The sequence below is a fragment of the Methylobacterium sp. C33D genome, assembly GCF_053345825.1.
The window spans coordinates 11,991-23,268 of sequence record NZ_JBKFAV010000050.1 but is presented as its reverse complement, the minus strand read 5'-3'; the positions used below and the strand labels follow the sequence as shown (position 1 = coordinate 23,268).

Annotated in this window: 11 protein-coding genes and 1 tRNA gene; 4 read left to right on the top strand and 8 right to left on the bottom strand. The window is 73.3% G+C overall.

Annotated features, from left to right (window positions below):
• Positions 1–32: 32 nt before the first annotated feature.
• Positions 33–779 (bottom strand): SDR family NAD(P)-dependent oxidoreductase, encoded by a 747-nt coding sequence (locus ACLBXO_RS28000; RefSeq protein WP_331314667.1) that lies wholly within the window; start codon positions 777–779, stop codon positions 33–35.
• Between the two features lie 96 nt (positions 780–875).
• On the opposite strand from ACLBXO_RS28000, the gene ACLBXO_RS27995 reads away from it, so the two are divergent.
• Complete coding sequence (locus ACLBXO_RS27995) at positions 876–1,775, top strand: cupin domain-containing protein (protein WP_447687452.1); 900 nt, start codon at positions 876–878, stop codon at positions 1,773–1,775.
• 358 nt (positions 1,776–2,133) lie between these two features.
• On the opposite strand, the gene ACLBXO_RS27990 is transcribed toward ACLBXO_RS27995, so the two are convergent.
• The 7 genes from ACLBXO_RS27990 to ACLBXO_RS27960 form a co-directional block, all read right to left on the bottom strand.
• Positions 2,134–2,286, bottom strand: a complete 153-nt coding sequence (locus ACLBXO_RS27990) for a hypothetical protein (protein WP_447687451.1) — start codon at positions 2,284–2,286, stop codon at positions 2,134–2,136.
• A 9-nt stretch (positions 2,287–2,295) separates the two neighbouring features.
• Positions 2,296–2,496 (bottom strand): hypothetical protein, encoded by a 201-nt coding sequence (locus ACLBXO_RS27985; protein ID WP_331314673.1) that lies wholly within the window; start codon positions 2,494–2,496, stop codon positions 2,296–2,298.
• Entirely contained in the window at positions 2,493–2,759 is a 267-nt protein-coding gene (locus ACLBXO_RS27980) for a hypothetical protein (RefSeq protein ID WP_447687450.1), read from the bottom strand. Before ACLBXO_RS27980 ends, ACLBXO_RS27985 begins: the two co-directional genes overlap by 4 nt.
• A gap of 98 nt (positions 2,760–2,857) precedes the next feature.
• Positions 2,858–2,932: transfer RNA gene (locus ACLBXO_RS27975), tRNA-Gln, on the bottom strand.
• A gap of 82 nt (positions 2,933–3,014) precedes the next feature.
• On the bottom strand, positions 3,015–4,592 hold the full coding sequence (locus ACLBXO_RS27970; protein ID WP_447687449.1) for an aldehyde dehydrogenase (NADP(+)): 1,578 nt from the start codon (positions 4,590–4,592) through the stop codon (positions 3,015–3,017).
• 61 nt (positions 4,593–4,653) lie between these two features.
• Positions 4,654–6,324 (bottom strand): thiamine pyrophosphate-binding protein, encoded by a 1,671-nt coding sequence (locus ACLBXO_RS27965; RefSeq protein WP_447687448.1) that lies wholly within the window; start codon positions 6,322–6,324, stop codon positions 4,654–4,656.
• A 127-nt stretch (positions 6,325–6,451) separates the two neighbouring features.
• Positions 6,452–7,150, bottom strand: coding sequence for a GntR family transcriptional regulator (locus ACLBXO_RS27960; RefSeq protein ID WP_447687447.1), 699 nt, complete (start codon positions 7,148–7,150; stop codon positions 6,452–6,454).
• A gap of 191 nt (positions 7,151–7,341) precedes the next feature.
• On the opposite strand from ACLBXO_RS27960, the gene ACLBXO_RS27955 reads away from it, so the two are divergent.
• The 3 genes from ACLBXO_RS27955 (at position 7,342) to araD (ending at position 11,227) form a co-directional block, all read left to right on the top strand.
• Positions 7,342–8,061, top strand: coding sequence for a ribonuclease activity regulator RraA (locus ACLBXO_RS27955; RefSeq protein ID WP_447687446.1), 720 nt, complete (start codon positions 7,342–7,344; stop codon positions 8,059–8,061).
• Between the two features lie 111 nt (positions 8,062–8,172).
• A complete protein-coding gene (locus ACLBXO_RS27950; protein WP_447687445.1) occupies positions 8,173–9,480 on the top strand; it encodes an MFS transporter in 1,308 nt (435 codons plus the stop codon).
• 16 nt (positions 9,481–9,496) lie between these two features.
• Positions 9,497–11,227: an L-arabinonate dehydratase gene (gene araD / locus ACLBXO_RS27945; protein ID WP_447687444.1), complete on the top strand. Its 1,731-nt coding sequence runs from the start codon at positions 9,497–9,499 to the stop codon at positions 11,225–11,227.
• The last annotated feature ends 51 nt before the right edge of the window (positions 11,228–11,278 follow it).

Below are 11,278 nucleotides of genomic sequence, written 5' to 3'. Positions count from 1 at the left end.
GCGGTTCGCCGCCGCCCCCAGCCCGCCTCCCCTCATCCCGCTCTGGCCCACGCCACCGCGTCGGCGCCGGCGGCCAGGCGCATGGGGCACGACGGGTCCGTCGCCGCGCGCCACACCGCCTCCGCCACGTCCGAGGGCCGGGTCAGGGCCTCGCCCGGCTGCTGGAAGCCGGCGAAGACCTGCGCGGCCACCGCCGCGTAGGCCTCGGGGATGTCCAGGCCCATGCGCGCGCGCGCGTTGGCGCCGAACGCGGTCTCCGGGGCGCGGCCGGGAATGACCAGCCGGGCGCGGATGCCGAACGGTTCGAGCTCCAGCGCCAGGGACTCGGTGAAGGCGTTCACCGCCGCCTTGCTCGCCGTGTAGACCGACAGCAGATGCAGCGGGCGCTGCGTCACGCTCGACGTGACGTTGACGACGACGCCCGAACGGCGCGCCCGGAAGTGCGGCAGCACGGCCCGGGTCATCGCGATGGTGCCGAGGGTGTTCGTCTCGAACACCTCGCGCGCGGCCTCGATCGGGACGCCCTCCAGCGCGTTCAGGAGCCCGACGCCGGCGTTGTTGACCAGGACGTCGACCGCTCCGGCCGCCGCGACCGCGCGGGCGATGCTGTCGCGATCGGTCACGTCCAGCGGCAGCAGGTCGAGACGGTCGGACGGCGGCAGCAGGTCGCTCCGCGGCCTGCGCATCGTGGCGACCACGCGCCAGCCCCGCGCGAGGAACGTGCGGGCCGTCTCCAGGCCGAAGCCGGACGAGCAGCCGGTGATCAGGATCGTGTTCATGGGAACTCCCGTGCGGAAGGGGCAGCGGGGTGATAGGGAGCTCGGGCCGGACCCGATACGTGCGCAAGTCCGGTTCGCATTGGCGAGCGTCCGAGAATGCCCGATCCGCTCACCCAGGTGGTCGGCCTGCTCCGGCCGAGTGCCCCGCTGTCCAAGCTCGTCACCGGATCCGGTCCCTGGACGGTGCGGCGCTCGGATTCCGGGCGCCCGTTCTACGCCGCCGTGCTCGAGGGCGGGTGCCGTCTCGCGGTCGACGGCGAGGCCGGGATCGTGCTCCGGGAGGGCGACTTCGTCCTCATCCCCGCGGCGCGCGCGTTCACCACCACCAGCCTCGAGCCGCCGCGGGGTGCCGCGCTGTCTCCCGTCGAGGTGAGCCCCGGCGTGGTCCGGCTCGGCGACGCCGAGGGACCGTCGAATGTCCGGATGCTCGTGGGTCACTGCCTCTTCGCGTCGAGCGACGCGGACCTGCTCGTGTCGCTGCTGCCCCGGTACGTGCACGTTCGCGGCGCGGCGCGGCTGACCACCCTGCTCGACCTCGTGAACGAGGAGACGCGCGCCGACAGGCCGGGCCGCGACGTGGTCCTGGCCCGCCTGGTGGAGGTCGTGCTGATCGAGGCGCTGCGCGCCACGGCCGGGCCGGCGGCGCCGTCGGGATTGCTGCGCGGCCTCGCGGACGACCGGCTCGCCGCCGCGCTGCGGCTCATGCACGATCGACCCGCGGAGAGCTGGACGGTGGCCGCGCTCGCGCGGGAGGCGGGTCTCTCCCGGTCCACGTTCTTCGAGCGCTTCCGCCGCGCGGTCGGGGTCGCGCCGATGGCGTACCTGCTGGCGTGGCGGATGGCGCTGGCGAAGGAACTGCTGAGCCGCGAGGCGGTCGGGATGGCCGAGGTGGCCGAGCGGGTCGGCTACAGCTCGGCGAGCACGTTCAGCGTCGCCTTCGCCCGGCACGTCGGTCGGCCGCCGATCCGGTACGCCCGCGAGCGGCCGGTGCCGTGATCCGGGCGGCCCTGAGTTGCGTCTGACGGCCCCGCCCCGCCGATCGCGGGCCAGCGCACGCCGGGGAGAGGCGCCGGCCGCCCCTGTTGTGCGAGCCTGACCGAACGCGTGTCCCGGTCGCCCGGCACGGAAGCGGGCGCGCGGCCGGATTGGCTGGCTCGTCTCAACGTCCCGCGGGCGCTGGCGGGACGCGCGGATCGACGCGGCCGGGACGCGATGGCGGTTGCGGCGGTGGCGTGTCGCGTCCGGACCGTCCGGTGGTCCGCCTCCGCGACGATCCCGCCCGGCCCGCGTTCGCCGACCACCGCCTGCGGGCGGGAACACCGCGTCGTTGACGGATCGATGACGCGGAGGGGCGTCAGATCGCGCTCGGCCTGCCGACCTTTTCGACCTGGTCCCCGTGGTCGACGATGGCCACCGTCTGCGCCTCGGCCGCGGTCTGGCGGGGGCAGGTCGGGTCGTGCGCCCATCCCGTCCGCGCATGCGCCAGCAGGGTCGCTGTCGGGGCCATGGACCGCTCTCAGCCCGAGATGAACAGCATCATCATGCGAGCCGCCGCTGCGATCTGCTCGACGGAGGCTTCCGGCATGTCGGCAACCGCCTTCTCGACGATGCTCCGGGCGATGCCCTCGTACAGGCCGACGCCCAGCGCGAACGTGCTCAGGCGAGCCAGCACGCTGTCGGTGATCGTCTTCCGCTTCTGATCGGGCACGTCGCTCATGTCGGTCTCGGCAAGCCCATGATGACGGCGGCCTTCACCATCGTGCGGCGAAGGCCGGGTGTGGTCGCTTCATCGGCGAGCAGCTTCTTCGCCTGCGGGTGCATCTCGATAGCCTCGGCGACGTCGATGGTGTCACCCGACGTGAAGGCGAACGGCTTCACAGCCTTGTCCTTCACAGAGGCGGCCGTGGCCGCCCCGACCTCCTCGTCCGTCACCTCGGCCTTGCGGCGGAGGTCGCCGACGCTCGGGATCTCTTTCGCCATTCGGGACTGTGCCGGCTCTTGTGCCGCGGAAAAACACCTTCCGTTCCGGTGAGTCCTTATGGTCCCGGTCCCGAAGGTCCTGCACTCCAAGCGAAATTTGGCTGGGGCGCCAGGATTCGAACCTGGGAATGGCGGTACCAAAAACCGCTGCCTTACCACTTGGCGACGCCCCAAGGTGAGCGGAGGCTGTCTAGACGCCGCGTCCGCCCCTGGCAAGCGGCGGATCGCGGCGCTCCGGTCTCCGCCCAAAGCAACTCAGCGGCGCTCGGGCGTGCCGTCGATCCGGCGGGGCAGGCCCAGCGGGTTGGCGGCCTGGAGCGCCGCCGGCAGCAGGGCGTCGGGGACGTCCTGGTAGCTCACCGGCCGCAGGAACCGGTCGATCGCCAGGCTGCCCACCGAGGTCGTGCGCCCGTCCGAGGTCGCCGGGTAGGGCCCGCCATGCACCATGGCGTGCGCCACCTCGACGCCGGTCCCGAACCCGTCCACCAGGATCCGGCCGACGCGGCGCTCTAGGAGCGGCAGCAGGTCCCGGGCGGCCGCGTGATCCTCCGGCGCGAGGTGTAGCGAGGCCGTGAGCTGGCCCTCGAGGCGCTCCAGGACCGCCCGCATCGCGGCGAAGTCCGCGCAGCGCACCACGAGCCCCGAGGCGCCGAACATCTCCTCCTGCAGCTCGGGATCCGCCAGGAACACGTCCGAGTCCGCCGCGAACAGAGCGGCGCGGCCCTGGGTCGCCCCGCCCTCCGCACCCTCGGCGATGCGGGTGACGGCGGCGTGGCCGGCCACCCGCGCCACGGCCTCGCGGTAGGCGCGCTGGATGCCGGGCGTCAGCATGGTCGCGGCCGGGCTCTCGCGCAGGGCCGCGCCGGCCGCCTCAAGGAAGGCGTCGAGACCCGGGCCGGGCAGCGCCAGGATCAGGCCGGGATTGGTGCAGAACTGCCCGGCGCCCAGCGTCAGCGAGGCCGCGAAGGCCTTGCCGATCGCCGCGCCCCGCGCGGCGAGCGCGCCGGGGAACAGCAGCACCGGGTTGATGCTGCTCATCTCGGCGTAGACCGGGATCGGCGACGGGCGCCCGGCCGCGATCGCCATCAGGGCGGTGCCGCCCCGGCGCGAGCCCGTGAAGCCGACGGCGGCGACCCGGGGATCGGCCACCAGCCCCTGCCCGATCGCCTGGCCGGCATCGAACAGCAGCGAGAAGGTCCCCTCCGGCAGGCCGCAGGCGCCCACCGCCTTCTGGACGGCGCGGCCGACGAGTTCCGAGGTGCCGGGATGGGCGGGATGGGCCTTGACCACCACCGGGCAGCCCGCCGCCAGGGCCGAGGCGGTGTCGCCGCCCGCCACCGAGAAGGCCAGCGGGAAGTTCGAGGCGCCGAACACCGCCACCGGGCCGACGGCGATCCGGCGCAGGCGCAGGTCCGGCCGGGGCAGCGGCTTGCGGTCCGGCAGGGCCGGGTCGATCCGCGCCTCGACGTAGCTGCCCTCGCGGACGACGCCGGCGAACAGCCGCAGTTGGCCGACCGTCCGGGCGCGCTCGCCCTCGATCCGCGGCCGGGGCAGCCCCGTCTCGGCCATGCAGCGGGTGACGAGGTCGTCGCCGATCTCCAGGATGTTCGCGGCGATCGCCTCCAGGAAGCCGGCCCGCGCCTCCGGCTTGGTCTCCCGGAAGGTGTCGAAGGCGGCCTCGGCGAGCGCGCAGGCCCGGTCGAGGTCGCTCCGGCTCGCACCCGGGAAATCCGGCTCCAGGGCCTGTCCGGTGGCCGCCTCGACGGCCCGGAAGGCCGCCTCGGTGCCGCGCCGCGCCTCGGCGCCGATCAGGTTCTCGCCGCGCAGGGTCATGAGCTGCTCCTCTCGGTGGGGGTGCGGGCGGGCCGCACCGGGACGACGCGCGTGCGGGCGGTCAGCCCCGCTGCGCCGCCAGGGCCTTCTCGCGGATGGCCGCGAGGGTCATGGTCGGGGTGAGCGCCTCGGGATCGACGAGGCAGTGGATCATCGCCGGCAGCCCGGAGGCGAGGCCGCGCTCGAAGGCGGGGGCGAACTCCTCGGTGCGCTCCACGCGCTCGCCGTGGCCGCCGCAGGCGCGGGCGAGGGCCGCGAAATCGGGGTTGCGCAGCTCGGTCGCCGAGACCCGGCCGGGATACTCGCGCTCCTGGTGCATCCGGATCGTGCCGTACATGCCGTTGTCGAGCACCACGACCACGACGGCGATCCCGTACTGCACGGCGGTGGCGAATTCCTGCACGGTCATCATCACGTCGCCGTCTCCGGCCAGCGCCACGACGATCCGCTCCGGGCGGCTGCGCTTGGCCATCACGGCGGCCGGCAGGCCGTAGCCCATGGAGCCGGAGGTCGGCGCGAGCTGCGTGCCGAAGGCGCGGAACCGATAGTAGCGGTGGACCCAGGTGGCGAAGTTGCCGGCGCCGTTGCAGATCACCGCGTCCGGCGGCAGCCGCTCGCGCAGCCACGTGATCGCCGCGCCGTACTGGAACGCGCCGGGCTTCGGCTCCGGCGTCTCGGACCACGCGCGGTAGGCGGCGTGGGCCTCGGCGGCGCGGCCGGTGCCGGTGGCCTCGAACTCCGGCAGGACCGCGCAGAAGGTCTCGGGCGCCGCCTCGATCGCCAGCGCCGGCTGGTAGACCCGGCCGAGCTCCGCCGCGTCGGCGTGGACGTGGACCAGCGGCAGGCCGGGATTGGGAATGCCGAGTAGCCCGTAGGACTGCGCCGGCATCTCGGAGAGGCGCCCGCCCACCATCAGCAGCAGGTCGGCCTCCCGGATCCGGGCGAGCAGCGCCGGGTTCGGCCCGATCCCGAGCTCGCCCGCGAAGTTCGGGTGGTCGGCCGGGAAGAGCTGCGCCCGCCGGAACGAGACCGCCACCGGCAGGTCGTGGCGCTCGGCCCAGGCGGCCAGGGCGGCGACGGCGCCTTCCGTCCAGCGGGAGCCGCCGAGCAGCACCACCGGCCGCCGCGCCTCCGCCAGCATGGCCCGCAGGCGCGCGACGTCGTCCCCGGACGGGGCCGGCGCGGCCGGGACGACGCGCGGCGCGTCCGGCACGGCCGCGACGTCGTCGAGCATGTCCTCCGGCAGGGCGACCACGACGGGGCCCGGGCGGCCCTGCAGCGCGACCCGGAAGGCCCGGGCGAGGATCTCCGGGATGCGCGCCGCGTCGTCGATCTCCACCGCCCACTTGGCGACGCCGCCGAACATCTGCCGGTAATCCACCTCCTGGAAGGCCTCGCGGTCCCGCATCCGCCGGGCGATCTGGCCGACGAACAGGATCATCGGCGTCGAATCCTGGCGGGCGATGTGCACGCCGGCGGAGGCGTTGGTGGCGCCGGGGCCCCGGGTCACGAAGCAGATGCCTGGGCGGCCCGTGAGCTTGCCGGCGGCCTCGGCCATGATCGCCGCGCCGCCCTCCTGACGGCAGACCAGCACGTCGATGCCGCTGTCGCGCAGCGCGTCGAGCACCGCGAGGTAGCTCTCCCCGGGGACGCAGGTCACGCGCTCGACGCCCTGCGCGCGGAGCTGGTCGACGAGCACCTGCGCGCCGGTGCGTGGGGGCAATCCGCTCAAGCCGTTCCTCCCTGGCGCTCGGGCCGCATCCGGGCGTGCCGCCGGGATCGGCCATGGATCCGCCCGCCGCTGGGATGCGTCTGATATCCCAGTTCAGGATAGGGGCGGCTCCGGGGCGGTCAACCTGTCAGACGAGGGGCCGCCGGTCGAGGGCCCGGCGGGTCATCTGGTCGAGAAAGTCGAACAGCGTCCCGATCCCCGCCAGGGCGGCGCCCGCGTCGCGCGCCGCGATACCCGACACGATCGCCGCGTGGATCGCGGCGCAGTCCGGGAAGCTGGCGGTCGGCTCGTAGGTGTACCAGAACCGCCGGGACTGCGCGTGCAGCGCCGCCATGGTGCCGGTGAGAGTCGGGTTGTGGGCAGCGCCGACCAGCGCCTCGTGCAGGGCGCGCTTGTGCCGGAAATACGCCTCCCGGTCGCGGGCCTCCGCGGTGCCGCGCAGGCCGGCGACGCGATCCAGCAGCCGCGCCACCTCGTCCCCGGTGGCGCGCGCGATCGCGCAGCGGGCCACGGTCTCGTCGAGGGGGCGCCGCACCTCCAGCAGCTCGAGGTGCCTGATGATGTCGACCTGGGTGACGAGGACGCCGCGGCGCGAGTGGACCTCCACGAACCCGATCGTCTTCAGCCGCGCCAGGGCCTCGCGGACCGGGGTCCGCCCGAGACCCAGCTCCGCGCCGAGTTCGCCCTCGGACACCATCGCGCCGGGCGCGAGGCGGCGGCTGATGATCATCTGCTCGATGGCGTCGTAGGCGGTCTCGGCGAGCGAGCGCGGCCTGTGCGCCTCCGCCGCCGGGCTCCCGCCGCTAGCAAATCCCAACTCGGCCAAGGATTTCCCCGTCGATATCCGCCCGTGTCTTGCGCGGCCCGCGCCGGTTGACAATGGCGCCGCGCGCCGTGTTACTCAAGACCTGGGATATCAGTCCGCGCCCAGCGCGGGCGGGAGCCGAGGCCGGCGCAAGCGACGCGTGATTGTCACCGTCCGCGGGTGCCGAGACCGAGGCCCGGGAGGAGAAGCGGATGTCCGGGTTGTCCCCTGAGACGCGCGCCAAGCTGAAGGCTGTCAGCACGGCGACGCTGATGACCGCCCTCTACAAGCGCGGCTTCCGCAACCAGATGATCCAGGGCGTCCTGCCCCTGAAGGCCGGCGGCCCGACGATGGTCGGCGAGGCCTACACCCTGCGCTACATCCCGGCCCGGGAGGACCTGAACCCGATCACGGTGTTCCGGGACCGCGCGCACCCGCAGCGCAAGGCCGTGGAGGAGTGTCCGCCCGGCGCCGTGATGGTGATCGACAGCCGCAAGGACGCCCGGGCCGCCTCCGCCGGCTCGATCCTGGCGACCCGTCTGATGGTGCGCGGCTGCGCCGGGCTCGTCACCGACGGCGGCTTCCGCGATGCCGACGAGATCGCCCGGCTGGAGATGCCGAGCTACCACGCGCGCCCGTCGGCGCCGACGAACCTCACGATCCACCAGGCGATCGACATCAACGTGCCGATCGGCTGCGGCGACGCGCCCGTCTTCCCCGGGGACGTGATCGTCGGCGACGGCGACGGGGTCGCGGTGATTCCGGCCCACCTCGCGGACGCGGTCGCCGACGAGGCGGTCGAGATGACCGCCTACGAGGATTTCGTCACCGAGGAGGTCCGCAAGGGCCGCACAATCCTCGGCCTCTACCCTGCCACCGACGAGCAGAGCCTCGCCGACTTCGCCGCCTGGCGGACGCGGACCGGCCGCTGAGCGTGCCGTGCCGGCTCGCCCCGACCTGGCCCGCTCCGACCTGGCCCGCTCCGACTCGGCTCGCGATCGGCACCGGGCCGGGACGCGTCGGATTCGGCTCGGGGGGGCGCCATGGCGGTGGGGGTGCGCGGGGGCGCTGCGGCGCCGGAGATCGAGCGGCGGACGGTCGCCAAGGTGTCGCGGCGTCTGCTGCCGCTGATCGTCCTGATCTACTTCGTCGCCTACATGGACCGGACCAACGTCGGCTTCGCGGCGTTCGGGCTGAGCCGGGAGTTCGGGTTCTCCGCCACGGTCTACGGCTGGGCGGCCGGCATCTTCTTCCTCGGCTACGTCATCTTCGAAGTGCCGAGCAACGTCCTCCTGCAGCGCGCGGGGGCGCGGCTCTGGATCGCCCGGATCATGGTCAGCTGGGGGCTGGTGGCGGGCAGCATGGCGCTCATCACCGGCCCGACGAGCTTTCTCGCCCTGCGCTTCCTGCTGGGCGTGGCCGAGGCCGGCTTCTTCCCCGGCGTGATCCTGTACTTCACCGACTGGTTCCCGAAGCGGTACCGGGCGCGCGTGGTCGCCGCGCTGTTCCTGGCGGTCCCGGGCTCGAACGCCCTGACGGCGGTGATCTCGGGGGCGCTGCTCCAGCTCGACGGGGCGCTCGGCCTGCACGGCTGGCAGTGGCTGTTCCTCCTCGAGGCGGCGCCCTCGATCCTGCTGGCCTTCGCGGTCCTGGCGCTGATGACCGACCGGCCCGAACAGGCGGCGTGGCTCACGTCCGAGGAACGGGTGTGGCTCGGGACCGCGATCGCGGCGGAGCGGGACGGCACGGTCCGGGCCCACGGGCCCTTCACCCTGGGGCAGGTCCTGACCGACCGGCGCGTGCTCGCGCTGGGCGCGATGTACTTCAGCATCGGCACCGCCACCTACGGCATCACCTTCTTCCTGCCGCCGATCCTGAAGAGCCTGCACCTCACCGACTGGGAGACGGGGGTCGCGACGGCGGTGCCCTACGGCGTCGGGACCCTCGGCATGATCGCCTGGAGCTGGTCGTCGGACCGGCGCGACGAGCGCCGCTGGCACTTCGCGATCGCCGCGCTGGTCGCCGCCATCGGCCTGATCGCCTCCGGCCCCATGCTCGGCAGCCTCTGGGCGCTCGCGGCGATGTCGGTGGCCACGATCGGGCTCTACGGGAGCAAGCCCGCTTTCTGGGCGATGCCGGGGGAGTTCCTGGCCGGGCCCGCGGCCGCCGGGGGGATCGCGCTGATCAACGCGATCGGCAATCTCGGCGGCTTCGTCGGCCCCTACGCTCTGGGCTGGCTCAAGGATCACACCGGGACCTACGAGGCCGGCCTCTATTTCCTGGCGGCTTGCGCGCTCGCCGCCGCGGCGATCACGGTCGTCGCGGGCCGCCCGGCCGGGCCGAACGCGTGAGACCGGAGACAGAGCGATGACCGCGCGCAAGAAGACCCTGGAGGATCTGCGCAGCCAGCGCTGGTTCGGCGCCACCGACCTGCGCAGCTTCGGCCACCGCTCGCGCATGCTGCAGATGGGCTACGAGCGGGCGGACTTCACCGGCAAGCCGATCGTCGGCATCATCAATACCTGGAGCGACATCAATCCCTGCCATCAGCATTTCCGCGCGCGCGTCGAGCACGTGAAGCGCGGCGTCTGGCAGGCGGGCGGCTTCCCGATCGAGCTGCCGGCGCTCTCGCTGTCGGAGAATTTCGTCAAGCCGACCACGATGCTCTACCGCAACCTCCTGGCCATGGAGGTCGAGGAGCTGCTGCGCCAGCACCCCGTGGACGGCGCGGTGCTGATGGGCGGCTGCGACAAGACCACGCCCGGCACCGTGATGGGCGGCATCTCCATGAACCTGCCGATGGTGTTCCTGCCGGCAGGCCCGATGATGCGCGGCCATTTCGGCGGGACGATCCTGGGCTCGGGTTCGGATGTCTGGAAGTACTGGGCCGAGAAGGAGGCCGGGAACATCACCACGCAGCAGTGGAACGACATGGAGGCGGGCATCGCCCGCTCCGCCGGGACCTGCATGACCATGGGCACGGCCTCGACCATGACGGCGATCACCGAGGCCCTGGGTTTGTCCCTGCCCGGCTCGGCCTCGATCCCGGCGGCCGACGCCGACCATCCGCGCATGGCCGGCGCCTGCGGCCGGCGCATCGTCGAGATGATCTGGGAGGACCTGAAGCCCTCCGACATCCTGGACCGCCGCTCGATCGACAACGCCCTGGTGGTCCACAACGCGCTCGCCGGCTCCACCAACGCGATGATCCACCTCGTGGCCATGGCCGGGCGGGCCGGTATCCCGGTCAAGCTGACCGAGTTCGACGACTTCGCCCAGAAGGTGCCGGTCATCGCCAACCTCCGGCCCTCGGGGCAGTGGCTGATGGAGGATTTCCACATCGCGGGCGGCATCCGTGCCCTGATGGCGCGCCTGTCCCCCCTCCTCCACCTCGACGCCCGCTCGGTCACCGGCGGCACCATCGGCGACGGGCTCGCCGGCAGCCGGGTCTACAACGACGACGTGATCCGCCCGCTCGACCGGCCGATCGTCGCCATGGGCGGCACCGCGATCCTGTACGGCAACCTCGCCCCCGACGGCTGCGTGATCAAGCCGCCGGCCGCCGACCCGCGGCTGCTGCAGCACACCGGTCCCGCGCTGGTCTTCGACAGCTACGACGCGATGAGCGTGGCGGTGAACGACCTCGACCTCGACGTCACCGCCGACCACGTGATGATCCTGCGCAATGCCGGCCCGATCGGCGGCCCCGGCATGCCGGAATGGGGCATGCTGCCGATCCCCAAGGTCCTGCTCCGGCAGGGCGTACGCGACATGGTCCGCATCTCGGACGCGCGGATGAGCGGGACCAGCTACGGCGCCTGCATCCTGCACGTGGCGCCGGAATCGGCTGCGGGCGGCCCCCTCGCGGCAGTCCGCGATGGCGACCTGATCACGGTGGACGTGCCCGGGCGGCGGATCCACCTGCATCTCGACGCCGCCGCGATCGCGGCGCGCGTGAAGGCGTTCCGGTCGCCGGACCGGGCCTATCCGCGGGGCTACAACCGGCTGTTCGCCCAGCACGTGCGGCAGGCCAACGAGGGCTGCGACTTCGACTTTCTGGAGGGCGCCGGCGGGATTCCGGAGCCCGAGATTCACTGACCGGCCCGAGCCGCCGGCAACAGGCGGCGGGCCGCACCACAGGGAGGTAGC